23 protein-coding genes and 3 pseudogenes are annotated in these 25,593 nt (G+C 47.4%); 3 read left to right on the forward strand and 23 right to left on the reverse strand.

The window, feature by feature from the left end; all coding sequences use genetic code 11:
- Positions 1 to 39 precede the first annotated feature (39 nt).
- From EDM55_RS15695 to EDM55_RS15710, 4 genes are all read right to left on the reverse strand, one after another.
- Complete coding sequence (locus tag EDM55_RS15695; protein WP_122960739.1) at positions 40 to 1,026, reverse strand: SLAP domain-containing protein; 987 nt, start codon at positions 1,024 to 1,026, stop codon at positions 40 to 42.
- Positions 1,027 to 1,070: 44 nt separating this feature from the next.
- Positions 1,071 to 2,015, reverse strand: a complete 945-nt coding sequence (locus tag EDM55_RS15700; RefSeq protein WP_092275425.1) for an SLAP domain-containing protein — start codon at positions 2,013 to 2,015, stop codon at positions 1,071 to 1,073.
- 104 nt (positions 2,016 to 2,119) lie between these two features.
- Complete coding sequence (locus tag EDM55_RS15705) at positions 2,120 to 3,052, reverse strand: accessory Sec system S-layer assembly protein (RefSeq protein ID WP_092275423.1); 933 nt, start codon at positions 3,050 to 3,052, stop codon at positions 2,120 to 2,122.
- Positions 3,053 to 3,506: 454 nt separating this feature from the next.
- A complete protein-coding gene (locus EDM55_RS15710) occupies positions 3,507 to 5,792 on the reverse strand; it encodes a S8 family peptidase (RefSeq protein ID WP_122960740.1) in 2,286 nt (761 codons plus the stop codon).
- A 328-nt stretch (positions 5,793 to 6,120) separates the two neighbouring features.
- Here EDM55_RS15710 and EDM55_RS15715 point away from each other — a divergent pair, with 328 nt between their 5' ends.
- Entirely contained in the window at positions 6,121 to 6,882 is a 762-nt protein-coding gene (locus EDM55_RS15715) for a gamma-glutamyl-gamma-aminobutyrate hydrolase family protein (protein WP_122960741.1), read from the forward strand.
- 435 nt (positions 6,883 to 7,317) lie between these two features.
- Here the strand turns inward: EDM55_RS15715 and EDM55_RS31010 are convergent, their stop codons facing one another.
- The 9 genes and pseudogenes from EDM55_RS31010 to EDM55_RS15765 form a co-directional block, all read right to left on the reverse strand.
- Positions 7,318 to 7,443, reverse strand: a complete 126-nt coding sequence (locus tag EDM55_RS31010) for an aspartyl-phosphate phosphatase Spo0E family protein (RefSeq protein ID WP_092275660.1) — start codon at positions 7,441 to 7,443, stop codon at positions 7,318 to 7,320.
- Positions 7,444 to 7,767: 324 nt separating this feature from the next.
- Positions 7,768 to 8,646, reverse strand: coding sequence for a tyrosine-type recombinase/integrase (locus EDM55_RS15725; protein WP_122960742.1), 879 nt, complete (start codon positions 8,644 to 8,646; stop codon positions 7,768 to 7,770).
- Positions 8,647 to 9,109: 463 nt separating this feature from the next.
- A pseudogene (locus tag EDM55_RS15735) lies at positions 9,110 to 9,508 on the reverse strand (Rpn family recombination-promoting nuclease/putative transposase); the annotation flags it as partial.
- Between the two features lie 304 nt (positions 9,509 to 9,812).
- Positions 9,813 to 10,328, reverse strand: coding sequence for a PIN domain-containing protein (locus EDM55_RS15740; protein WP_092275405.1), 516 nt, complete (start codon positions 10,326 to 10,328; stop codon positions 9,813 to 9,815).
- Positions 10,321 to 10,626, reverse strand: coding sequence for a UPF0175 family protein (locus EDM55_RS15745; RefSeq protein WP_092275402.1), 306 nt, complete (start codon positions 10,624 to 10,626; stop codon positions 10,321 to 10,323). Before EDM55_RS15745 ends, EDM55_RS15740 begins: the two co-directional genes overlap by 8 nt.
- Positions 10,627 to 10,819: 193 nt before the next feature.
- Positions 10,820 to 11,647, reverse strand: coding sequence for a hypothetical protein (locus EDM55_RS15750; RefSeq protein WP_122960743.1), 828 nt, complete (start codon positions 11,645 to 11,647; stop codon positions 10,820 to 10,822).
- Positions 11,648 to 11,765: 118 nt separating this feature from the next.
- A complete protein-coding gene (locus tag EDM55_RS15755; protein ID WP_122960744.1) occupies positions 11,766 to 12,629 on the reverse strand; it encodes a tyrosine-type recombinase/integrase in 864 nt (287 codons plus the stop codon).
- 342 nt (positions 12,630 to 12,971) lie between these two features.
- Positions 12,972 to 13,457, reverse strand: coding sequence for a hypothetical protein (locus EDM55_RS15760; RefSeq protein ID WP_122960745.1), 486 nt, complete (start codon positions 13,455 to 13,457; stop codon positions 12,972 to 12,974).
- A 79-nt stretch (positions 13,458 to 13,536) separates the two neighbouring features.
- A complete protein-coding gene (locus EDM55_RS15765) occupies positions 13,537 to 14,022 on the reverse strand; it encodes a hypothetical protein (protein WP_122960746.1) in 486 nt (161 codons plus the stop codon).
- Between the two features lie 317 nt (positions 14,023 to 14,339).
- Between EDM55_RS15765 and EDM55_RS15770 the strand changes: the two genes are divergently transcribed.
- Positions 14,340 to 14,837 (forward strand): arginine repressor, encoded by a 498-nt coding sequence (locus tag EDM55_RS15770; RefSeq protein WP_122960747.1) that lies wholly within the window; start codon positions 14,340 to 14,342, stop codon positions 14,835 to 14,837.
- 103 nt (positions 14,838 to 14,940) lie between these two features.
- On the opposite strand, the gene EDM55_RS15775 is transcribed toward EDM55_RS15770, so the two are convergent.
- The 9 genes and pseudogenes from EDM55_RS15775 to EDM55_RS15810 form a co-directional block, all read right to left on the reverse strand.
- The gene (locus EDM55_RS15775; RefSeq protein WP_170184547.1) at positions 14,941 to 15,399 is read right to left on the reverse strand and encodes a ribbon-helix-helix domain-containing protein; all 459 of its coding nucleotides are present in this window, start codon (positions 15,397 to 15,399) and stop codon (positions 14,941 to 14,943) included.
- Between the two features lie 150 nt (positions 15,400 to 15,549).
- Complete coding sequence (locus tag EDM55_RS30310) at positions 15,550 to 15,687, reverse strand: hypothetical protein (RefSeq protein WP_170184546.1); 138 nt, start codon at positions 15,685 to 15,687, stop codon at positions 15,550 to 15,552.
- 92 nt (positions 15,688 to 15,779) lie between these two features.
- Positions 15,780 to 16,106, reverse strand: coding sequence for a DUF960 family protein (locus EDM55_RS15780; RefSeq protein ID WP_122960749.1), 327 nt, complete (start codon positions 16,104 to 16,106; stop codon positions 15,780 to 15,782).
- A gap of 2 nt (positions 16,107 to 16,108) precedes the next feature.
- Positions 16,109 to 16,571, reverse strand: a pseudogene (locus EDM55_RS15785) (JAB domain-containing protein).
- Complete coding sequence (locus EDM55_RS15790) at positions 16,568 to 16,972, reverse strand: hypothetical protein (protein ID WP_092275396.1); 405 nt, start codon at positions 16,970 to 16,972, stop codon at positions 16,568 to 16,570. Before EDM55_RS15790 ends, EDM55_RS15785 begins: the two are co-directional and overlap by 4 nt.
- Positions 16,973 to 17,069: 97 nt before the next feature.
- Entirely contained in the window at positions 17,070 to 17,945 is an 876-nt protein-coding gene (locus EDM55_RS15795; protein WP_122960750.1) for a tyrosine-type recombinase/integrase, read from the reverse strand.
- 20 nt (positions 17,946 to 17,965) lie between these two features.
- Positions 17,966 to 18,175, reverse strand: a complete 210-nt coding sequence (locus EDM55_RS15800; RefSeq protein WP_122960751.1) for a hypothetical protein — start codon at positions 18,173 to 18,175, stop codon at positions 17,966 to 17,968.
- Between the two features lie 197 nt (positions 18,176 to 18,372).
- Positions 18,373 to 19,212 (reverse strand): annotated as a pseudogene (locus EDM55_RS15805) (Rpn family recombination-promoting nuclease/putative transposase).
- Positions 19,213 to 19,596: 384 nt separating this feature from the next.
- Entirely contained in the window at positions 19,597 to 22,485 is a 2,889-nt protein-coding gene (locus EDM55_RS15810; RefSeq protein ID WP_141296285.1) for a YhgE/Pip domain-containing protein, read from the reverse strand.
- Positions 22,486 to 23,489: 1,004 nt separating this feature from the next.
- On the opposite strand from EDM55_RS15810, the gene EDM55_RS31015 reads away from it, so the two are divergent.
- A complete protein-coding gene (locus EDM55_RS31015) occupies positions 23,490 to 23,612 on the forward strand; it encodes a hypothetical protein (protein ID WP_259676088.1) in 123 nt (40 codons plus the stop codon).
- 21 nt (positions 23,613 to 23,633) lie between these two features.
- Here EDM55_RS31015 and EDM55_RS15820 read toward each other — a convergent pair whose 3' ends face one another.
- On the reverse strand, positions 23,634 to 25,583 hold the full coding sequence (locus EDM55_RS15820) for an Ig-like domain-containing protein (RefSeq protein WP_122960754.1): 1,950 nt from the start codon (positions 25,581 to 25,583) through the stop codon (positions 23,634 to 23,636).
- Positions 25,584 to 25,593: the final 10 nt, after the last annotated feature.

The raw sequence follows: 25,593 nt of genomic DNA on the forward strand, positions 1-25,593 counted from the left end.
GAAAAACCCTTTTCACCGTGGGCAAAAAGGGTCTTTCCATTATTGCAATAAACCTTTATTGTTCTCCACTGTCGGATTAACAGCTGGCTGCTTTTTACTTTGACGTGCTTTTGGGATGACGGCTGTCAGCTTGCTCACATCATAATCGTCTTGTTTAATAGACGTCGAAGGAATATCGAATGCCCACACGCGGTTGCTATTCGCCTCTACCTTCATGTTTGCCAAGGTGTACTGGATACGAGCCACGTTGTTGCCTTCCTCATCGTTGACGATGATCGGCACTTCCGTGAATTCCAGACGTTTTTCCAAACCGTTGCGGAACGCTACAATCACTCGAAGACCGTCCTCTTCGCCTTTCGTGATATCGAGCACCTGCAGGTCAACCTGGCCGGCTGCAAGCGGTGAATGTTCCTTTGCCTGCTTCAAGTACTTCTCGTTCTCTTCCTTCGTCAGACCTTGAGTCATCTCTTCCACTGCTTTTGGCGCAGCAGGTTTTTGATAAGTCAACGTCAGAGGAACCTCCTGCTCTGGAAGCTTGCTGAATTCGTCCCAGCGAAACAGGAATTCAAAAGGACGGCTGGTCAAATCGCCAATTGGACCTGCTGGAATCAAGTCAAAGGTCTTCTTCGCGACGACTTCGCCTTCATTCGTAATCAGCGTCAAAGGCAGCTTTTGCAGCAAGACGCTCCTGTTTGTAGCGTTGCGAATATAGGTCAGCACCAGATAGCCATCATCTGTTACTTGTGTAAAGAAAGGAACAACTCCAACCTCGTCACGCACCACGGCTGGCAGCTCGTCGTGAATATATTGCAGCAGCTCTGCTTCCGTTTCTTCCAGCCTGTTGTCCCATGGGCCATTCATGACCAATTCCAGCTCCGTAGATGGAATGCGGGTGGAGGACTGCTCAGGATTATCAATCCCGGAGATACCCAAATAAAATTCTTTATGCAAATGCTCGTGAATATCCTCTCGCACTTGCTCCAGACTTTCCTTTGATCCAAACCAATTTTCCAATAACCAACTCATATGTCAACCTCCCAAGCCCTGCTGCAGAATGAACTTTACTCGTGCTACTTTACTTCCAGCACCCATCTGCGCAGGTTCGCATTTGGTTTTTTTACGGCATTCGGCGGGAATACGATAATCCACGGACGGCTGTGGCCAGGCTTTACTTTGACCGTGCTTGCGTCCACGGAACCCTTCGCTACCACATCTCCATCTTGATCAGAGATGGTTAGCTGAATTTTTTCCGGGTTATACATTTCTCTCATGCCGTTGCGGAACAGCATGCCTGCAATCAATCTGCCGTCGTTCGCCAGTGTAATATCAAAGCCAGTTACTTGAACGGTGTCAGCAGGAATAGGCGGCAATGAATGGGTCAATGCTTCCAGCCGATCTTTTTGTCGCTCTGTCATGCGTTTTTCCATCTCTGGATCCAGCTCCAACTGTTTCGGCCAAACATGCGAGCTTCTCCCCGCCTTCATTACCACCTTCCAGCGCTTGAACGAGAAGTTATCATGCAAGAATGTCTCTTCCGGGAATAACATCTCCCAAGGGCGGCTGGAACGTGGCGGAATAGCTCCCATTTCAGACAAGTCTACCCTCATACGAGCAAACGGCTTGTCGTCCAAATAAATCGCCATGCGGATATTTTTGAACCGAACGGGATGATCCAATGAGTTGCGGAAGAACATGGTCACCGTCAATCCATTCGGGCCAGGAATCATACTGAAACCCGTTACGCTGATCATCCCTTTTACCATATCTGGCAACTCAGCCTGCAGGAAGCGGAGCGTATATTTTTTCTCAGCATCCAGCTCTTGCTCCCATACTGGGTGCAGCGAAAGCTCCGTATGCACCTTCGTAACTACTGGAGCTGCATTCGAAGCTACCTCTTTCTCCACATCTGCTTCAGAATCGCTCAATTCGTGAAAATCAATGGCTGCCTCTTCCTGAAGCTCTTTCTTCAATTGACTTTCGTCTTTCCCAAACCAGTTCTTTAAGAATGAAAACATGTGTTACCTCCTCACACGTCCGGACGCGACCGAAACTCTACAATAATATCATAACCTTTGGATTGAACCCGAGCAAATCGCACCTTGCCAAACTTAGTCTTTCCTTAGCTTTGTGGTACGCTGACTTTCCAACGTGAAAAATCAGCATCTTGCTTCTGAATACTTTCTGGCGGAAAGATAAACAGCCATGGTTTACTCGTACTTGCATGAACCGTCAGGCTACCAAGCTCAAACAAACCTTCCGCTACTTTTTCACCGGTGGCATCATACAGTACCAATGGCAATTTTTCAAAGGATAGCGATTGACTAGAGCCATTACGGATCAAAAGCATGACATTCAGGGCGCCTGATTCCTCCGTACGAATCTGCATGCTCTGAATATTAACTTCCCCTTCTTTAATGGAAGGAAGACGTTTGGCTAGTTCAATAAGAGAGTTTTTCTGTTCATCCGACAATGCTTTGATCCATGACTCTTCCAGCTCCAGCTGCTGTGGCAAAACCATCTTTTTCTGTGCCATTTCGAAAGCAATTTTCCAGCTTACAAGCAGGACATCCACTTGCAGAAAATGCTCCCTTTCAAATACAAATGACCACGGTCTTGCAGATCGCGGCGGAATCTCACCTATTTCAGCCAAGTCAAATTTCTGGCGCGTAAACAACTGTTGATCTCCAAATAATACAACGAGCGTCATTTCATTCAAAGTCATCGGACGATCGGAGCTATTGCGGATAAATGCTGTCACTTCAACCCCTGCATCATGGGGAACAAGTGAGGTACCCGCGAGCGAAATACTTCCCTCTGCCAAAGGCTCCAGCTCTTGCGCCATAAAAGAGAGCGCATATTTCTCCTGTGAACTAAGCTTATCTTCCCACGAGGGATGCAAAGAAAGGGATGTCACAACGCCTGCCGGTGCAGATTGCTTCCCTTGCTGTGAGTGTTCAGCAGTAGCGGGCAGGATAGACTCTTCCTGAATCTGCTGTCTGACTTCTTCGGATGTGGGAGTATTCCCGAGTAAATTTTTCAAGAAGGATAACATAACGTCTCTCCCAACTTTTCTCTACCTCTATATAGAGTTCTGTTCGTCATTCACTATAGCACAGTGCCAACCTTTTGCAACCTCGAAAAGTTGGCATTCTGACTCATGAAAGCCTGTTCATTTGCATAGCAGGGACGTCCCTGTGCACTCGCATCCGACCGATGGGTAATATTTGTAAGGATACCCGTAAGCATAGGTGATGTCAAGGAATGACAGGCAGTGCTTATGGGATATTTCGCATTCAGTAATCATGTATTATTTACCATATAAGCATGAGGTTTACATAAATGCTCTCTATTGTTAAAATAATGATGATAAATGAATTTCTTGGGGATACATATCGCCAGCTGACCTCCTCAGCTGGCCATTTTTTACTCTCTTCCCATTTTCTTTAAAAGATAGGACAACCGCCAGACTATTCGCTGTCTGGCGGTTTTTTATGCTTCCTTTGGCTTTATTCTTTTACTGTGAGGGAAATTCGAACTGATTTTCCTCCGTATTGGGCCGCGATCGTTGCGGTGCCCTTTGCTTTTGTAGTGATTTCCCCGCTCTTCGCTACGGCTGCTACTTTCTCATTCGAGGAGGTCCAAGAGATTCCGTCCTCTATTTGCTCGCTCGAGCCATCGCTATAGGTCGCTTTCAGCACAGGGGTAACAGTTTGATTCACCTGCAGGGACAGTCGTGTCTCATCTGCCTGCAGCTGCTTAAGCCGAGTATCAATGCTGATCCTTACAGATTTTCCTCTGTAGGATGCCGTGATCGTGGTTGATCCAAAGCCTTTTGCAACGATCTCCCCATCCTTGTAGACAGCCACACGCGCATCGGTAGTCTTCCATTCTACTTCGGATGTGACTACTTCCTGGTCCTCCCCATAGAAAGCGGTAATCTCGACGGGAGCCGATTCATCCGGCTTTAAAAGCAGCTTACTCGCACTGGCGACTAGCTTGGTTATGCTGACACTTACCCGTATTTTCACGCTCTTGCCTGCATATGACGCTACAATGTAGGTGCTGCCAATGTTTTTGGCCGTAATCAAACCATCCTGAACAACTGCAATATCCTTATCCTGCGTTGTCCACTCGATTTCATCCGGTGAGAGCACTGTTTGAGTTTTGTCTCCAAACGTCGCTGTCAGCTGCACCGTCGCCTCGCCGTCCGGCTTCATTGTAAGTGATGTTTTGGATGCTGCAAGCTTCGTGAGGACAATTTCTACGGGAATGGAGACGGTTTTCCCCTGATAGGCAGCGGTAATGCTCGTCTTTCCTATCCCTGTTGCGGTCACCACTCCATTTTCTACAACAGCAATCTTTTTATTGTTTGTTTTCCATTCGACGTCTTTGGCATCTACAGCAGCCTTAGTACCGTCTGTCATCGTGGCTGTCAGCGTGATGGTCCCCGTATGATTTGGGGACAAGGACAGCTTGCTTCTATCTGCCTTCACGCTTTTTACACTGACCGGTTCTTCAGGCAGCTCTGAATCAGAAGAATCCGCCTGTACGGCCCGATAGGCATTAACCAGACCATATCCGTATAACGAATCTCGCCCAGTCTTTCCTAAGTCCGTAGCGGTCGCTAGCAGACGATCTGTAAGCTCTTTTACGGTCAAGTCGGGTTCCTTTGTCTTGAGTAGTGCTGCAACCCCGGATACAAACGGTGTCGCTTGAGAAGTCCCGCTCGCGTGTACGTACCTTCCTCCAGGATAAGTGCTGATTATATCCACCCCTGGAGCTGCAATATCTACACTGGAGCCATAATTCGAGAAGTCAGCAAGCGTCCTGTCCGAATCAATCGCGCTCACCGTAACCACTCCCGCGATGGATGCAGGAACGAAGCGGTCGGCGTTGGAGCTCTCGTTGCCAGCTGCTGCCACGACCAAGGCCCCTTTTTTCATCGCGTATGTAATAGCGTCCACCAGCGTTTGCGGTGCCTTTTTCTGATTATCCCCAAGCTCTGCGCCTAGGCTCAGGTTGATCACATCGGCTCCTAAATCTGCTGCATCCATAATGGCGCTCGCTACATCATAGAGGTCTCCTTCCCCCTCTGCGTCCAACACCTTTAAGGGGAGAATTTTTACCGAGCTGTTTCCTGCTACTCCTGCTATTCCCTGTGCGTTCAGCTGGGCAGCAATGATCCCGGCTACATGCGTTCCATGCCCTTCGTCATCTTTTGCATCCTTGTCTTTATTCACGTAGTCATAGTCATTCGCCGTATTCACTCTGCCCTTCAAATCCGGATGACTGTAGTCTACGCCCGTATCGATGACAGCCACCGTTACTTGCGCATCTCCCGTGACTTCCTCCCATGCCTCTGGTGCCTGAATCTGCCCCAAACCCCATTGTTCTGAATAGTATGTATCGTCGATCGTGGAAGTAGCATACATACGCATGTTCGGCTCGATGTACTCGACCTGCGGATCAGCCGCCAAGGAATTCAAAACTTCCGCATCCGTCCTGCCATCTAAGCGAATGAGCATGTGCTGGTCGGTTTGTTCCGTGTAGACGGCTCCCTTCGTCATCGAGCGGAGCTTCGTTGTCTGTTTTGCCGACCCTTCACGGAGCTTGACGATATATTCTCCGGTTTCGCTTGTGGGAACACCCGCGGCCTCGTGTGAAGGTGAAGGCGTATCCATATCCGTTGAAGCCGCATATACAGGTGTCAATCCCGTTTGAGCGGACAAGCTGCATACAGCCAGAGCGAGCAGTAATGGTTTAAAGCCTAGTTTCGCGACGATTGTTCTCACTCTCCCCTTTTTCTTCTCTGGTTTTCGTACCCGTTATAGAAGACACGCAAACGTGTTTGTCTGCTATTCTCCAGTGTACTAGGAAAGTGTTTGATTTACTTTAGAAAAAAAATAGAGAATGGCCCACCTCCCACGTAAACATGGTTAAACATTTTCACCATACGAGTACCTTCCTTATTATATAGCCGTCCTTTTTTGCCTCACGAATGGTGTCTATCGTGGAATGCCCGTGTGTTACAATATTCGTAATATTACTTCTGCAAAAGCAAATACATAGCGTGATGATTGCATGCTGACAGACTGATCCATAGGTTAGGAGGAAAGAGAAATGAAGCCCTTGATTGGTATTTGTGCCAACTACACGATTGATGACAGCGTAGGAACCAAGAGCGGCCTCGGTTTACCTGGCCAGGAATGGCAGGTGCTCGCCGATGATTACGTCAAAGCCATTGAACGAAGTGGAGGTGTTCCTGTCATCTTGCCGGTGACAGACTCCCCGGAGACGCTGCATCCCCTCTTGTCTGTTCTTAACGGCGTATTGTTCAGTGGCGGCTCCGATATCGAGCCCACCTATTACGGCGAGCTGCCGAGACCCGGTCTGGGAGAGATTGATCCCAAGCGCGACAAGCACGAGATCGCGCTCATCAAAAAGGTTCTGAATGAAACCAATCTACCCGTGCTCGGAATTTGCCGTGGCAGTCAGCTGCTGAATGTAGCGATGGGCGGTACGCTTTACCAGGACTTGCAATTGGAACGCCCAGAGGGAATGCCGCACACATTAAAGCACGCTCCCAAATACCACCCCACGCATCCTGCAGGAGTCCTGCCAGGCTCACGACTCGAAGCTATTTTTCAGACGCAGGAGCTTTGGGTAAACAGCTTTAACCATCAGGCAGTGAACAAGCTGGGACAAGGTCTAAAGGTTACTATGACCGCTCCGGATGGATTGGTGGAAGGCATCGAGGCACTCGGCGAGCGTTTCGTCGTTGCTGTTCAGTGGCATCCTGAAATGATGATTGATCGCCATGGTGAGTACTTGAGGCTGTTTGAGGCTTTTGTGCAAGCGTGTTGCGAGAGGGTGGAGGTGTAGGGAAGAAAAGATTGTCCTAACAGATTATATAGAAGGTCTATCAAGCACTTACCTATGAAGGGGCAGGACGAGCATTTTCTGCTTTCCAAGACAAATGGGAAAAGAAGTACCCCATCATTATTTGCCCATAGGATAGTAATCGGCAACTTCGTAGGAACAAAGAACCTCTGCGGGCATGCTTTGTTGCGATTGGGCGATACCACTAGAACATGGTGCTTCACACGGCACCATGCCTATTATGACCGCCCTCCAAGTAAAGTCATTGGAGGAACTGTTCACCTGTTAAAAACCCAATTATTTTAATTAGCTGTTTACTCGTATGTAAACTGATTACTCTCCAAATCATATATTTCGGGGATTTAATTAGAAAGCCAGCTGAGAAGGTCAGCTGGCTTTCTAATTTATAGCCTTTGTAGCCATTCACATTAATAATACTCAAGGAAGGGAATTATTCTTAATCATTAACATCTTTTGATATCTGATTATATAATCATCTAATCTTTGGGACATCTGAACTACACTTGGATGCAGGAAGTCTCCCTTTTTTTGACCAAATCTGATAAATCAATTCGCATATTTTCAATGTGTATTAGAAGATCTTCTGGTTCGTCCATGATAAAACCTCCCATAAACAATTCGATCTTGAGTAATGGGATAGTCCCTCACTTTGTTCTTTACTTCCTGCAAATTTCTCGTTATTCAATACAAGTATTAATGCTATCTCAATATTCGTATATAAAGTGCACCCTATTACATTTGTAACATCTCGATAGTGTACTCGAAAGTTTAAGTAAAAACGAATCACAATTTGGACATTTAGGATACTCGACAAACTCCTCGTATTTTTCCTGTACTGAACTCATGACACTCTCCTCCTATTCCGTTTTACAGCAAGGCTACAGCCTGCTCCTTATCCTGCCTGCTGGTGTTGATGTAGTAGTGGGCCGTCGTCTGAATGTGAGCGTGGCCTGCAAGCTTTGAGACGGTGGTGAGCGGCACACCTTTCTTGAGTAGTCGGGAACAAAAAGTGTGGCGAAACTTATGCGGGTACAGCTGCTTGTAGCCGAGCTGCTTCTCCAATCCTTCCAGCAACGTGTTGACCGCGTCCTTGTGCATCTTCTCCGCTCGTTGACTGAGAAGGAGGTAGGAGCTGTCCTTGTGCTTGTTCTCCTGCCGTTCGGACCGGATGTACTCTTTGATTAGATCCACCAGATCTGGACGAAGTGGAATTTCTCTGTACTTGCCGCCCTTGCCTGTTACCCGTAACGTGTTGGTGAGGTAGTCCAGATCTCCGAGCTGAATACCACACAACTCACTAACGCGAACGCCCGTGTACAACAGCAGCCAAACGATCAGATGGTTTCGCAGGCTGACTTTGCTCCTGTCCTGGACGAAGAACAGCAACTGGTTCACCTCCTGCTCGGAGAACACCTCCACTTCACCCTCGCTGCCAGCGGCCACCTTGATCCTGTCTTTGCGCAGCGTGACGACTTGTTCTGTGGTCAGCTTACGGTCGATCAGGAACAGATTGAACGCCTGTAGTGAATTGATCTTCTTGTTGATGGTTGCCACCGAGTACTTGTTCTCCATGAGGTGGCTTTTGTAGCTGGAAACGTAGAAGCGTTTCAGATCGGTCAGCTGCTCCACGCCCATCCCTTGCAGGAACACACAAAACCCTTTCACGTCGCCCACGTAGGATGCAATTGTCTTGGGCGCGATCCCGTTCTCCACTAGGTACTGCTCAAACTCCTCGATCGGGTTCATCGTTTTCCCTCCTGAAACAGAAAAATGCCCTGCAACCTTTTGATTGGCTCAGGGCGTGTTACTCTCTACTTCCAGACGTGAACTTCCGAAAAGCGTGCCACATCTCAACCTCGTCGTTACTCCATGCCTGCCGGACATTCTCAGGGTCAAGGATGCGGTAGTGTTCGGTGAAGATGTTTTTTTGTAGCCTCCAGCCGTTTCTCCTATCCAAAGTGTCCCAGAAAAAGCTCCCTCCTAAAGTCTTCGTTGGTAGATTTGGAAAAAGCATGTACAACAGCTCCTTGTGACTTTTTTGGAACGCAAAAAGGCCCTACATCCGTTCGTTGGACGTAGGGCTCGTTGATTCTGCCATTCTTACCTCAACACCGTTTTGCGCCTCGTGTAGCGTCAGTGGTGCCAGATGCCGTCACCTTCTGTCAGTACTTTCGGTACTGACGCTACTTGCGGAGCATGGAGGGGATGATTAGTGCAGTTGCTGTTTTAGTTTTTCGATTTCCTCTTCCGACAAACCTGTTGCTTTTGCAACTACATCTACAGTCATGTCCATCGCCAGCAAGTTTTTGGCCACTTCCATTGCCTTCTCTTGCTTTGCTCCCTGAATCATGTTAGCTTCATCCTTCAATGCTTTCTCCCGCATTTCATACAATCTGCGAGCTTCGGCATCCTGACTCAAAAATTCAAGGACGTTGACTGCCTTACGAATCGTTGGTTCACTCATAGCCAATTCCTCCAGTTTCGTTTCACTCTCGGCCTTCAGAAACAGCAGCCATTTCACCAGCAGGTCACTGGTTTCCTGATGCTCTGCTCCCAGCTTCGGCAACTCAAGAAAATGGATTTCCAGATTGTCCGTCAAAACAAATTTCTCTTTGTCTTCCCCTCAATGGAAGAAACTCAACTCAAAAGATAGGAAATCAACATAAAATGGAAAACAGCAGTCCTAAAGAAAGACCTCCATTGGTTCATCATTAGGAAGTGCGTTGCCACCAAGCGGCTCAAAGAATTCGCAATGTTGCAGGTAGTCGGAGGTTGTGTTGCTCTTGTTGCTGCTTCTTTTTCGTTTTTGTTTCCTCAGTTTCCCTGCGGTGTGCTTGCCTACCGCTGTACTTTCGAGGGCAAAGAGGGAATTGATTAGGCCCTAACCGCCCTGAAAACCCTCCAATCTGTACCTAGCTGATGGACTCGTCCGTTTCCCCTGCCTGAAATAACGCTTGTTTGTATAAGCCTGTCGAGATCCGAAAATGGTGGGTAAGTAAACGATCCAAATAAGGCCTAATCTCTGTAATCTTTCCCTTTTTCTTAGCAAACAATAGTAAACCGACCGTGCCAATGGAGTTCAACATAAACGTATCCGCTAGCCTTCTTGCTGACTTCTCGTCAATAATCACGACCTCTAAACCTAACTCTTTTGCACCAATGATGACCTCCAGCTCCCCGCGATGAAGCTTTCCGTAGAGCTTGCTAACCAACTCTTCATTCTGCACCTGATAGATCTGAAAACGCCCCTGCTCCACCGCTTCCTGCAACTCACGCTTTCCATGCTCCCGAAGACTCTCACTCTCTACAATTTCACGATAGACTTCAGCAGGAAGATAGACCTCATCAAAAAGCTCATTCATAAGCGAAAGATGCCCGATCATTGACAAGGCAATAATCGGGCTTGAATTAGAAATGACCTTACGCATCTTTTTCTCCTTCTTCTGCTAAAAGCTTAGAAATCGTTTGATCATCGAGTCGTCTATCTTCTTCTGTATATTCCATCCAGGCAATGCCACGGTCACTTAGATAATCAATAAAGTCGCTCAGTGACTTTCCCGCTAATTCTGCTGCTCGTGCCAGCGTTACCTTCTTCTCCAAAAACAAACCAACCGCTAAGGTAACCTTCACCTGCTCATCCAAACTCACATTCGTATTCCTTTGATTCAATAGTGGCAAAAAATCGTCTGGCAAAGATACCTGAAATTTTGAAGGCTCCCAAGCCATTCCACTCACCTGCCCTTTTCTTTGTCTTTAGTTTACCACGTTCCGCACCCTTTGCGATAGAAACAGTGGCTCAATCCACATGTACCGCTACCTATCCCCTCTGTGTATTTTCCAGGGCAAAGAGGGCGGTCAGTGCGTATTACTCGCTCTAATCGCCCTCGAAGATGTTTCCCCTATGCTGTACAACCAAGCCTCAATTTTGTCCCACCAATGTTTCCACCTCTCGCTCGTACCCATAGCGACGGAAGAAGTCAAGCAACGCAACGGTAAAGATGTCTCGCTGACTGATGTTCTTCTCTTTGCTGTAGTCACGTACAAGCTGATCGAGCGTATTGGTCATGTGTACGGACTTGGTGACAAAGATGCCTGGAATCGTGTAACGTGGCACCTTGCCATCCTCCGCAGTGGGTACAAGAAGATCAATCAGCTTGTCCTTGTTCCGCTCAAGCATCTCCAAGAGTGGCAAGTACTTTTCTAGCTTTCCCCCTTCAAGTTGAGTGAATCTTACCGGGACAGGCGTAGTAGCCCCTAGTGGTTGGCCCTGCCCTGCTTCCCTATCTTCTTCACCAAAATCTTGAAGAGAAGAGTTGTCATTTCCCAAATCCTCTTGCACTTGCCCTCGCATTTTGACGTAGTTTCCTGCCTCGGAAGACCATTCGTAGCCCTTCCCTTTCATGTAAACAGCCAGCTCTCGGTGATCGGTAAAACCTAACCGCTTGGCAATGGTTCTGGCATCCGCTCCTTCCTTCTGAAAGAGGGAAAGGACGGTAGCTGCTTTCGACGATGCAGTCAGAGAGACTTCCAGATCCCGCTCTTCCAAGCGGTTATAGATCGGCATATACGTCTGCTTGTCCCGATCCCACGTAAAGTTTCTGCGCCGCATGTGCATGTCAAGCGACTTGTAGTTGGCATACCCAAATTCCTCGGCTAACTCGTCTCTCGTCTTTCCTTCCGTAAGACCACGCAAAATCTCATTCACTCGCTCATCGTAAATCGGTTTCTTATCCAGTGACATTGCCATTTTTCAACACTTCCTTTTCGATAGTCGTTTGTCCATGCTTTGCAAAAACGGTCGTTTAGCCTACGTGCTCCAAGCAGTGCCTCTCTTTGAAAAAGAGGGGACACTTCGCCCCCTCCTTCTACAAGCAATTGACCGCCTCACTCAGCTGCTCCAGGTTACTGTGGGTGTAAATGCTGGTTACCTTAAGTGAAGAGTGTCCAAGGAGCTTTTGAATCTGTACCAAGTTCACGTCCTTTTTGACCAACTGACTAGCAAAGCTGTGACGTAGGATGTGAGCCGTCACTTTCTTTTTCCAGCCAAGTTTCTTCACGGCATCCGCAAGCACTCGGTTCACGTACACGTCAGATAGTTTTCCTGTTTTCTTCGTGCAGAAGAACAGATCAGAGTCCGTGTCCGGGCGTTCGTGCTCCAGGTAGTGCTGAAGAAGCGGCAGTAGCTTGTCTGAGATGGGAATGAGCCGATCCTTGTTTCCCTTACCGGCCACCACATGGATGACCCTTTGATCCAGATCGACGGTGTCCGTGGTGAGAGAAAGGCACTCAGAAATGCGAAGTCCGGTGAGGTAGAGCACCAGAACAACCAGTTGAATGAGGTCATGGTCGATCGCCCCCACCAATTGTTGCACTTCAGTCTCAGACAGGTAGACTCGCTCTTTCTGCTGCAGCTTGATGTTTTCCACCGACAAGGCGACGTTTCGTGCAACCAACTCTTTTTTGTAGGCATAGGCAAAGAAGGAGCAGAGGGTGTAGAGATTTCTTGCCCGACTAGCAGGAGCATAGTTCCGCTTTTCCTTCAGCCAAAGAAGAAAGCTTTCCAGATCCGTTGCCGTAATTTCTTCAAGGTAGGGTGTGCAGTTATACTTCTTCTCAAGGAATTTGGAAAACTGCGTCAAGTCTTTTTCGTACCCCGTCGTTGTCTCTTTGCTGCGCTCAATGGACGACAGGTAGTGAAGAAACATGTGGATCACTTGCATCAATAACATTGAAATCCCTCCATTGCGTTCATAGTTGTTGATTTCCAAATCCCTATCGTATCAGTAGGGATCAATTATATGATATATGTCTGAACATTTTGCGTTTTAGTTTTTTCCCTTCGCTCTGACAATTCAAGTACCTTTCCCTTTTTTCGAGGGAAAGGAGGGCGCAAGACACCGCCCTGTTCGCCCTCCAATTGGAACGCCCCCCCAAAATTTCTCGGTGATGGACGTCTACACCGTGCATCTGAAAAATTCGTAGCCCCTACCGCTTAGGAACGTATTTTCTAACGGAAACAATGTTTTCCCACACGTTTCCTTCTTCATCTTTTCGATGTTCGATGCTCACCTTTACCTTTCTGCCTGCCAGGTCACGCAGGTCGATCCCATTACCAGGCTCTGTGCCCAAATACCCTTCAGCACGGGATAGAGCCTACTTTTCGAATCAATACTTCGGTTCGCACTAAACTCCACGGTGACTCCTTCCTTTGTGTCAGGATGCTTAATGAGGAAAGGAATCGTGATCTTCACCCACGGACCAAACTGTCCTGTGGTCATTTTTTCTGCCTTTGGCTGACCTACTTGGGCAACATAGTCGTCTTCATCTAATTTTGGCTTACGAAGCGACTTCTTCACGGTTAACAGGTCTTCATGGTCTTCATCCGCCTCATCCGCTTCAACCTCGTCCTCTTCGTCAGCCACAAACTGTACGTCCTTCTCGAAGTCTTCCAAGTCATCCAGTTCTACATCTAGCTCTAATTCCTCATCCAACAGCTGATTCATCGCATCCTCACTCTCCTGTACGCGTCCTTTATGAGCAAATGCTGTGGTATTCATGTTTTCTGCCTCCCTTTACTTGTATAAATCAATCGAATGTCCTAACATAACGATAGGAAAATTTTTTTAGAGCCGGGATTCAGACAGGTCGCAACTGTCCGAATCCCCTTTTTTGCGTCATTCTGAGTTTCCCCGACCTGCCCCAGATGTACGTTGTAGGGCTTTCAGGGCGGAAAAGTGAGTGATCGTTGTTGCCCTCTTCTCCCTCGTTGATTTCTCCGACCCTTGCTTGGTACTGTTCGTAAGAAAACGTGTCTAACTCCTGACCTTTGTAGTCCATGAAGTGTACCTCGATGGAGTAGCGATAGTGTTTCTTGTAGTAATCCAGTACTTCGTTCATTTCTTCTGGCGACACTACTTGTGGATCACTTACGGTTTCAAGATCTTCATACATCCCTGATTCCCACATTTGATCAAATTCCAGAAATGGTTGCCCTTTCTGACCATGATCCAGACGAAATACTTGATCTGGCTTCTGTACTTCCAAAGTAGGTTGTCCACCATCTTGATTCGTGTGGATGTGAAGATGGATGTGGGTGGTCATCGAGTGATTGCGTTTAGTCATTGTTATTACCTCCGTTTTTTCACTATTGTTGTAGGTACAAAATGAATATATTATCAATTTTATTCATTGTAAAATCGATATAAATTGTATATTTTAATCATATATGATATAATAAATTCAACCCATGAGATAAGAACGTCTCATTTAGGCTATAAAAAGGGGGAATAGGCAGGACTGCCTTTCGAGTAGCCGTATGTAACCTTTTCAGTCAGTCCTCCCTGCCCAAAAGCCTTTTTCCCCCGTTTTTCCGTGTACGAACATGAATAAAGCAGTTCCAAAGTACTAATTTTTATTTTTTTGAAAGAGAGGCGATCGTAATGAATGAAGAGTTCCTTTCCCAGCGTGAGGCAAAACAGAGGCGTTTAGCTGCCATTGAGGAGATCGTTCAAGCCTACCCGATTCGTACACAAGAAGAATTGGTTGTAAAGCTAAAAGAAGGATACGGGATAGACACCAATCAAGCTGCCATTTCACGAGATATTAAAGATTTAGAGCTTGTCAAAGACCGTTTGACCAATTGCTACACATTGAATGAAAAAGCCAAGCAAAACATGGAGCGCGAACGTCTGCAAAATCTTATGTTTCAAGCGGAAGCGGTCTTTTGTGATTATCCATTAGATGTCATGATGCTAAAAACAGACCCTGCCTACTCCCACCTGATTGCAGCTACCATAGAGACATTGTTTTCCACTGAGAAAAATCCAATTGGGACATTCATTGGTTCTACAGGGACACTTCTTCTTGTGGCGAGTAAAGAGCAAAAGCAAGCTATTCAAGAAGAGCTGAGAACAATTTTTGTGTCAGAAGTAGAGTAGACTCTTTTTTGCAGGGCAATCAGGGCGGAAAAAAGGGATCGCCCTCTTCGCCATGCAAGATTCACCACACCCCATCCACACGTTGTGTTTCTTTGACCGAACGTCACTTTCTAGTGGCAAGGTAGTGCTTGACCGCTTCTGCTACTAACCAGCTGTAGCTTGGAATGTACCTTTCCTTTTTCAGCGCTTCCATCGTTTCCATCAGTTCTCTATCCAAATAAATGGTCACCTTTTTATGCTGCTCGTAAAAACCCGGCCTCTTTTGCAGTCCGAGGTACATTGGTTCGGACTGACCGGAACTCACGTTTTGCCGTTCTGAAAAAGCCAGCCTGGACTGGCTAACTGGCGTGTGCCGCCTCTGAAATTCTTCTGCTGGCGCAAAGCTGTCCTCTTCCTCCTCTTCCCATCCAGCTTCAATCCCTTCGTCCTCACTGTTCGAGCTTTCACTTACATCCGTTCTCTGTTGTACTTTTTCCCAGCTGATCCCATGCGAGGCTCCCTCCCTCCTGGACTGCCCTTTTGTACCTGTCAAATCCAAATTACGTTTACGTCGTTGAAACATCTCAATCCCTCCATGCCTGTGAAAGTAGTCGAAGTCGACATCGTCGGTTACGTCGACTTTTATCAAAATGTTTCTCTGTGTGTGAAAGCAAAATAAATAGGGCAAACGAACGTCCGCCCTTGAATCAATCATCGTGACCTAATCAGTCACCTACATTAGTTTTGAACGAAGCTCTGCTTGGTTCAGACCATGCTCGTTTGCTACTTTAGCTATAGCCTGCTCCCGACTCATTCTCGCCAAAACCAGTTTCGCAATGATCCAGATCAGCTCTTTCAAAAGCGGATTCATCATTAATCCTCCTTTCGCTTTTACTTTTTTGCTCCCACAAGAATCTGTAGGATGAAAAGAATAATCTTGATGATTGTCATGTCAGCACCGCCTCAGTATTCTTCGGGAAGGAGTAAAGTCGAATACTCCCCCGAATCCATGATCCAAACCGTGACTCCGATCGCCAGATTCTCGGTATGATCCACGTAGAACACTTCCTCATGGAAAGGCTGCTCCTGCCGATTTAGAACCTTCTGCACTGGCTCACCATCCACCCACTCTGCTGAAAGCTCGAAAATTTGGAGATGATCCAACTGATCTCCCCGTTCTTGCCGTTTCTCAAGGATGCTCCACAGAAGGAGCTGCAGCTCAAACGGAACGACTTCATTGACTCCGCGTGTCACGTATCGATCTGAAGAGAACATTTTCCGCGTTTCCATCCTTACATGTACCCTCCTTCCTTCAAGCTAACGTAGGCACCCTCTGTACCGACAATGATGTGATCCAAAACAGGGATACCCAGCAACTCCCCCGCCTCTTGGAGCCTCTTTGTCACATCCAGATCAGGCTGGCTGGGAGTGGGGTCACCACTCGGATGGTTATGCGCGACAATGATGGAACTGGCATTCGCCAGGACAGCTGCCTTGAATGTTTCACGGGGATGAACGATCGAACTGTCCAGCGATCCTATGGAGAAGGTGTGAATGGCTGTTGGTTCATTCTTAACATTCAGACAAATCAGAAAAAAACTGCTCCCGATCCGATTCTTGCAAAAACGACTGGAACAGCCCTACAGCATCCTTCGCCATCCGAATCCGACGTTGCGGATACAAAAGGCTTGATTCCCGTACCATTTGTAACCGGACGATGTTGACCCGCTTTGCTACTTCTTCGCTCATTTTCATTCCACATGCGCCTCCAAAAAAGTTTTCAGTTCTTCATCATCCGCGACGACGATCTCAGGAACATAGAAAGCCATGGCGTACTCGTTGGTGTAAATGACAACCGCCTTGTACCAGCACTCCCCCTGACGTACCACCTTGTCGACAAACTCCGGCAAGCTACCAAGTAGTCCACCTGTTTCCCTTTCCAAACCAACTACGGACAGATCCCGAAGGTTGTCTCCTTGCTCCAGCACGACCAGGAAGCCGTAGTGATCCAGAGCAAATTCTTCGTCCAGACCGTCGAAGTCAAAAGCTTCTTTCAGGCCGAGAAATTCTTCCTCCAGAAACGATGTGATGGTGTCGGAAAACACCTGCGCTGCGCGAATCAAACGCACGTCCTGCATGGTTTTGATCGTTCTCATTCTCTCATCCTCCAAACGAATTAGAGGCACCTTCCCGCAACCATGACGGAAAGATGCCTCGTTTACTTGTGATTGATTGTTACCAATTACGATTAGCTTACAAAAGCGCTACAGCCTGCTCCTTGTCCTGTCGGCTGGTGTTGATGTAGTAGTGGGCCGTGGTCTGAATGTGGGCGTGACCTGCAAGCTTACTAACCGTTGTGAGCGGCACTCCTTTCTTGAGCAGACGGGAACAGAAGGTGTGACGAAACTTGTGCGGGTACAGTTTGAAGCCGAGCTGCTTCTCCAAACCTTCTAGGAGTGTGTTGACCGCGTCCTTGCGCATCTTCTCGGCCCGTTGACTGAGCAGCAGGTAGGGACTGTCCCGATGCTTGTTTTCCTGCCGTTCTGACCGAATGTACGCTTTGATCAGATCCACCAGATCTGGACGAAGCGGAATCTCTCTGTACTTGCCACCCTTACCTGTAACTCGAAGTGTGTTGGTGAGGTAGTCCAGATCACTGAGATGGATGCCACACAGCTCACTCACACGAACACCAGTGTACAGTAGCAACCAAACGATTAAGTGGTTCCGCTGGCTGACTTTGCTCCTGTCCTGGACAAAGAACAGCAGCTGGTTCACCTCCTGCTCTGAAAAGACTTCCACCTCTCCCTCGCTGCCAGCCGCTACCTTGATCCTGTCTTTCCGCAGCGTGACGACTTGCTCCATGGTCAGCTTGCGGTCGATCAGGAACAGATTGAACGCTTGGAGACTGTTGATCTTCTTGTTGATGGTGGCCACTGCGTACTTGTTTTCCATCAGGTGGTTCTTGTAGCTAGAGACGTAGAAGCGTTTCAGATCGGTAGGCTGCTCTACTCCCATCCCCTCCAGGTACACACAAAACCCCTTTACGTCTCCCACGTAGGATTCAATCGTTTTGGGTGCAATCCCGTTTTCCACAAGGTACTGCTCAAATTGCCGAATCACATCCACTATCAAACACCTACCTTGCTTCATTCAATCTTTGAACCAGCAAACATGCGAAACGTACGCCACATCTCACCTTCATCCTGTCCCCACGCCTGTCTCACGTTGTCCGGGTCGAGGATGCGGAAGTGTTGGGTGAACATGTTCTGCTGCAGCTTCCAGCCGTTTCTTCTATCCAGGGTGTTCCAGAAAACCTGACCGCCTAACGTCTTGGTCGGTACGTTCGGGAAAAGCATGTACAACAACTCCTTTTGGTTTTTGGGAACGCAAAAAGGCCCTACATCCGTTGGTTGGACGTAGGGCTGGCTACTTCTGCAATTTTTTTGTACCTCGACATCGTTTTGAGCCTCCTGTAGCGTCAGTGGTGCCAGATGCGTTACCGTCTGTCGGTCCTTTCGGTACTGCCGCTACTTGCGGAACATGGAGGGGAAGCTTAGTGCAGTTGCTGTTTCAGTTTTTCTACTTCAGCTATGGTCAGTCCGGTCAACTCCGAGATTTCGGCCACGTTCAAACCTTTTGCAAGCATGTTACGAACAATGACAGCCTTCCCTTCAGTTCTTCCTTCTTCCTTTGCTCCTTCAACCATGTTCAATTCATCCTTCAATGCTTTCTCCCGCATTTCATACAATCTGCGAGCTTCGGCATCCTGACTCAAAAATTCAAGGACGTTGACTGCCTTACGAATCGTTGGTTCACTCATAGCCAATTCCTCCAGTTTCGTTTCACTCTCGGCCTTCAGAAACAGCAGCCATTTCACCAGCAGGTCACTGGTTTCCTGATGCTCTGCTCCCAGCTTCGGCAACTCAAGAAAATGGATTTCCAGATTGTCCGTCAAAACAAATTTCTCTTTGTCTTCTCTCAGACGAAAAACGCTGTGGTAGCTCTTTGAGGGTAGGTACGAAAAGTCCACAATGCTGATTGTAACCGTCTTTTTGAGGTTCCGGTACGGTTCACCTTCTGCCAGCTGTCCCTCGTACATCTTCGCCCAGTAGTACAGAGAGCGTTTCTCCATGTCGTACTTGTTGTGTAGTTAAACTTCAATGTTGATCTGTTCGCCTGTCTTCGTTTTCCCCCTGACATCAAGGATGGATGCCTTGTCACCCACCTGATCCGCGTTGATGTGCGGGTCAACCAGCGTGATTTCCTTTAGCTGTTTTCCTTCCTCTGGTTTTAGCGTCGCGTTGAGAAACGACAACAGCAGGTCTTTGTTTTCCTCGGTACCGAAAATTCGCTTGAACACAAAATCGACGATGGGATTCATCCGCTTGGTCACACCATCACTCTCCCTTGCCCGTTCATTGTCTGTACTACCATTATACCACCGGAACGTTTTTCAGACACTCCTGCACAAAGCCTCCTTTCCGTCATATTCCTATTAATAATATAGTATTCAAACCTTGTTAGAAACGTATGTTCCGTTTCATTTCAGGGTGAAGGGCTACTGAGAGGAATGAACGGCTGCTGACTGCAGTTTTTATAGTTTGCAGCGAGAGGACGATGGGAAGGTTACTTGGAGGTAATGAGGATTGGTGTTTCACCGGATGGGCAGTAGTCTTTTTCAGTGAGTTTCTTGAGTGTTTTTCAGCGAGTCCAGACAAAAAAATAGAGCCTACCACTTGGGTAGACTCACTGCATTTGATTTCAGGTCAACCAGCTGCTAAAAGAAGTCGTTACTGTCAGCTCCGCCTGTTGTAATCGTGATGTTGGCTTTTTTCGCGACAATTTTAAACGTACTTGCACTTTCCTTTACTGCTGTTGCTAGTACACCTGCTGATGTCAATTCATCATTGATGGTATCGACCAAGTCGTCCATCCCGTCGAGTTTCCACTCTAGGTTGATCGTTGCTGTTTTTGTCCCGTCACTAATGGTAAAGGTACGGTTTTGGCTGGTGTCTGTATCGCTGCCAGTAGCCGTGTTCGTATCAAAGAATTCGTCCCAATCAGAACCACCGACCGTGATCACATTACTTGACCCTGTCTGGAAGCGTGTAACGGAAAAGGTATCGTCAAATCCTATGCCAGCCATGGTTCGTTGTCCCAGATCAATGTGATGGTCGTTATAATACTGCTGGATGAAACTGTCCACTGCTGATCCGACCACCTGTCCAGTCGTAAAGCCATTCAACGGAATGTTCCAGGTGAGATCCACGTCGATGGTGATGTTCCCGTCACTCACGGTGAAGTGTTTGGGATTGCTCGCGAAGTCGGTACTAGTGATTGGCTTGCTGGTTATCCGCGCCTGACCAGCGTAGATCGTAGAAAAATCAAACTGAGTGATATCCTTGCTCACTACCTCCTGGAACACCAGCTCGTCTGTTGCTGTCTTGAGAAGAGCAACCTTGGCATCAAGAGCGGACTGCGCCTCGTTGATCGCCGTTGTCATCGATTGAAGGTCCGCCAAAGTAGCTATAGATTGATCGATAGCTTCTGCTTCGGTTTTTGCCTGCTGCAGGTTGGCGATCGCGGATGTGACATCGGTATAGGCAGTCTCGGAGGTATCTCCCCCTTTATCCGTATAAGCCGTTTGCGCTTGCTGCGCTTCCGTTACGTCTACCGAAGCAATGGCGGCATTCAAGTCATTTTTAGCATCAAGAAGCGCCTGTTTCAAATCGTCTGTTGCTGCTTCCAATGATGTGACTTTACCGTTCAACAAGTTTTGGGCTTGCTGGATTGCTTGTGTGGCAGCCTGAATATCTGCTAGCACAGAAGTGCTGTCAGCCAACACGGCTTGACCCGCCGCCTTTGCATTGCTCAGGTTACCAATCGCTGTCTCTACATCAGTATAAACCGCTAAGCTGGTATCCCCCTGAACAGCCTCGTAGTCATCCAGCGCTGCTTGGGCAGCTGAAACGTCTGCGGATGCGATCGCATTGCTCAGCGCAGCCTTACCCTGTGCCAAGTCTTGAAGCACCTGAGTAGCTTCATCTAGTAATGTTTTCTTGCTAGTCAATACCGTTTGGGCATTCGTGATGGCTGTGGTAGCCGCTTGTAATTCTGCAAGGGTGGACGTACTCGTACCCAAAATCGTTTGCCCGTTTGCCTTGGCTCTGTTCAGGTTTTGAACCGCCGCCTCTACATCCGTGTAGACCGTCGCACCCTGGCTACCACTTGCTCCGATGTAAGCTGCTTTGGAAGTTTCGACAGCATCTATTGTTGTGGTTGCAGCTATAATCGCATCATCCAAAGAATCTTTGGCATTGTTCAGCAGTTGCTCTGCAGCTTGTGTGGCTGTATCCAACAAGGCAACTTTCCCGTTAAGCTCTGTTTGGGCTTGCGAGATCGCTTGCGTGGCAGCTTGGACGTCAGCGAGTACAGAAGAACTGCTTAACAACCCTTCACCCGATGACTTTTTGCTGTTCAAGTCTTGAATGGCCGCTTCCACATCCGTATAAACCGCCAAACTGGTATCTCCTTGGGCAGACACGTAGTTTGCCAGCGATGTTTGAGCAGTGGATACGTTTACGGAAGCGATCGTATTGCTCAGCGCTGTCTTCGCTTGTGCCAACTCAATCAAAGCCTGGGTAGCTGCCTCAAGCAGCGTTTTCTTGTTCGTGAGCGTGGTTTGCGCATCGGTGATAGCCGTAGTCGCAGCTTGCACTTGTTGCAATGTAGAAGTACCTGAATCCAACACCGATTTCCCTGCTGCCTTTTTGCTGTTCAGGTCTTGAATAGCCGCTTCCACATCTGTATAAACCGCCATACCAATATCGCCTTTGGCTGACTCGAAGTCATCCAGCGCAGTTTGGGCGGGTGATACATCTACGGCTGCAATCTCATCGCTTAGTGCTGTCTTCGCAAGTGCCAACGCCGCGGCATAGTCCTTGAGTGCCTGTGTAGCGATATCCAACTGTGTCACCTTAGACTGCAAAGTACCTTGAGCTGCTGACAGAGCATTCTTGGCTGTTCCCAACTCTGACAAGGTAGCGGTTCCTTTATTCAACAGGTTTTGTGCGGCCGTTTTCGCCCCAGTTAGCGCAGTGATCGCTTGCGTCACATCTGTGTATACGGAAACTTTCAAATCGCCACCCTCGGTTTGATAGTTGGATTGAGCGGTGGTTGCAACGGTGATATCCGCATTCAAAATCGCTGTTTGCAGGGCTTGTCTCGCACTGTCTATTCCTGAACCATCTAACGTCACCTGCCCTACCGGAACTCCCGGGGCCGGTTGAATTTGGCTGACACCATCTGCGCCGAGTACTTGTCCCACGTTGGTATTCCCCACGGTGACAATGCCAGTGCTTACTCCCCCTAGGTCTATCGGTAAATTGAGCAGTGCGGGAATCAGCGTAAAGCCAGCCTGTGAAAACGCATTTCCTTGGGCTGTCGGATCAGGATTAATGGTGAAAGGCTGTCTCACGGTTACATTCCCTGAGATCGTCGTGCCGCCCTGCACATTGAGTGTAGTAGGAGCGTTTATTTGCATGCCGCCGTTTAGTTGTGAAGTTCCACTAATGGTCACTGACGCATGTGCCGAAGCGAAAGGCGAAGCAACGAGTACTGCCAGCAAGCTCCACGAGATTTTCTGTTGGAAAGAGAATCGTTTCATTCTTTATCACCTCGATACTTTTAAAGTGGATTACTGGAAGATCGTTGTCCCATCAACGGTTACATTGTCCAATGTGATGGTGTTCGCCGCTTTGATCGTCAGATTTCCCCGAATGCGGCTGTTTTGCAGAGTAAAGTTGTCTGCAGTAATGGTTACGCTTCGATTGATTGTCTGATTGGCAATGGTTCTTCCATTGTAGGAAGTTCCATATGTAAGTGGTCCTGGTGCTGGTGTCGATGATCCGTCCTTGCTATTCCTGCCTAACCACTTTCTACAGAAAGCAGTTTTCGGTCAGGCCTACACCGTGCGGGCGACTTTCATCGCACACGGCGTTCCATCAACGAGAATAGAAGATTATGATTAGATTTACAATGGGCCTAACCATCTTAGCATGATCACTATGATCATTCATACTAACTTTAGTTATCTATTGTTGATGAAAGACAAATAGGACTGCAGAAACCATTCTTCTGCAATCCCATCTGGTTGTTTGTTCAATTGTAATTGAGAAACTACAACGCCCATTGTAAGGTTTCTCGCATCCTTCTTTCCCGCTGACTGGGTTCCTTCGCTCCGGCCAGTTTTCTCCTCCCCGCATGTGTTGCCACTACGGGTACCAGCGGCAGGCCATCAACACTACTACGAACCCGCCGCCATCTCATATGGATCTCTGACGCTACCCCGTCTCCCCACATGAAACTTCAAACGTTCCGTCCCATCTATCCCTCTTTTTGATGACCGTAGGTTCCCACTGCTCATTAGAAAGTTCAACCGGTTTAACAGCCGAAATTATGCCGGTTGCCGCTGCATCATCGCAAATGCAGGAAACAAGGCCGAACTGCTAGCTTTTTGACAACCTTGCTCTCTTTCTAACTTCTCGACATGGGTTCGTCTCCTAACCATAGTCACCTTTTATGGAGCCCCGCCTCTTTCGAGTACGACTTCACCTGACTTCACCCCTTCGGCTTTGGTAGAGCCTCACTGGATGCAGGAGGATTAGGCACATGACGGATTGGCTGTTGTCATGGACAGGGATTTCACCTGTCAGTTCGATGGGACAGTTAGAAAAAGACCCCATACACATTGCTGCGTATGGGGTGCATTTTCTACTTCTTTCGCTCAGTTGAGCTTATGAAGTAACGTTTCGATTAGTTAGTTGCAGCAGTTGCGTTTACTGTCACACCTGTTTTAAGCTTGTTAGCTTGGTTACCAGCGTCTTCAAGTACAGATGTAGTTGCTGCTGTACTTACTACTACAGTTTGACCTACAACGTTAGTAGTACCAAATGTCAGTTTCAGCTTGTTATCACCAGCTACACCAGCTTCTGCAACAGCGGCATCAGCAGAGACATCAACATTGTTTACTGTTACTACGAAATCAGCTTCAGCACCAGTGAAAGTCGTAGTTGCAATTGCTTCACTAAATGTCAATGTGATGCTGTTATCAGCGTTAACAACAGCTGTAGTCAAAACTGGATCAACTGTGTCATCAAGTGCAACTACTACATTCGTAGCAGCAATTGTATTTCCAGCTAAGTCCTGAACCCCAGATACACCCAACTCATAATTACCATCGTGCGCTACTGCGCTTTCTGGCAATGTAATTTTGGCAACACGATTATCGTTGGATTGTGCACCTTTAGTAAGAGTAACTACAGAGCCTGCTGGAAGAGCTGCGCCATCAATTTTGAAATTCGCAGCACTTACTGCTTTAACTGGTTCAGAGAACAATACTTCAATAACGTTGCCTGTTCCACTTGCAGTAACTTTAGTACCGTTTGCAGAAGCGCCAGCCAATTCATCCAAAGTATTTGCATCCGTACCAGTACCAGCATCAGTTTCGATTACTGGCTTAGTTGTGTCACCCGCGGTAGACGGAGTCGCAATTGTGAACGTATAGTTACCAGTCTTGTTCGGAATAATCGCTTGGTCTTCTGCGAATCCAGCAACAAAATTGATAGTGTAAGTTTCATTTGCTGGCAGACCAGAGATAACAACGTATTTACCGTCTGCAGCAGTTGTTGTTTTGTCAGCAGAAACCACAGCTCCACTTGGAGTCACTTCAGCTCCTGTAGAATCAGTAATGAGAAGTTTAGTGGTATCAACTGTAGAGCTTTCCAAAGTCTTATCAAACGTAACTACAACGTTTGTTCCATCCCACTTAGTAGTTGTAACAGCAGGAACTGAAGTGGATTTAGTGATAGAAACAGATTTGGAGGTAGCAGCGGCTACGTTTCCAGCTACATCTTTAAACGATGCAACATCAACGTTTACATTTGCTGTGTTTTGTCCAGCAGGGTACAGTACTTGCGAAGCACCACCAGCGTTTGGATCAAGTGTAACCAAATAGGTTGTATCGGTAGTATCGTCTGCGTCCAGTACACCAGTAGTCAAAGCTCCAGACCAGAAGATGCTAGTTCCGCGATAAACATCTACATTTGGAAGAGCTGCAGAATCAAGCTTCTCACTGAACTTAACTTTCAACGTAACATCATCTTTTTGAGTCACAGAAGCTAGAGTAGGTGCAACTAAATCTTTATTGTATGTTACGGATTTAGTAGTTGCCGATACTGCGTTTCCTGCCAAATCTTGAATACCGGAAACATATACAGAGTAAGTTTGGCCACCAGTCAAAGTTGCTGCAACATTTACGGAATATTTGTCAGGACCAGCAGAGATTGCTGCAGGTACACCATTTACTCTAGCTACTCCTGTTGCGTTGTTAACAGGTTCGTTGAAAGTAACAACAAAACCATTTTGACCTGCGTTAATTTTAGCTTCTTTAACTGTTGGAGCTGTAGCATCTTCTACGTAGAATGTAGAATCAAATGGAGCAATCAATTGATCTTCCGTAGATTTCACATTGCTAACTGTAACTCGAACTGCAGACTTGTTAGCCAAGTTAATTGCAGTACCATCAGTATCCAAGTTAAGAATTACAGTTCTTTCATCTGCTTGCAATTTAGCTACCGTATCTGGCAATGTGGCATCAGTGTCAAACGTTACTGGAGTACCATTCACAGACACTGTGTAGTTAGTAAGATCTTCTGCAGTAGTTTTATCAACTTTAGTACCAAATACAACTTCGATTTGATTCAAGTTAATAGCA

It is taken from the genome of Brevibacillus centrosporus (assembly GCF_003710815.1).
GTDB classification, from domain to species: domain Bacteria; phylum Bacillota; class Bacilli; order Brevibacillales; family Brevibacillaceae; genus Brevibacillus; species Brevibacillus centrosporus.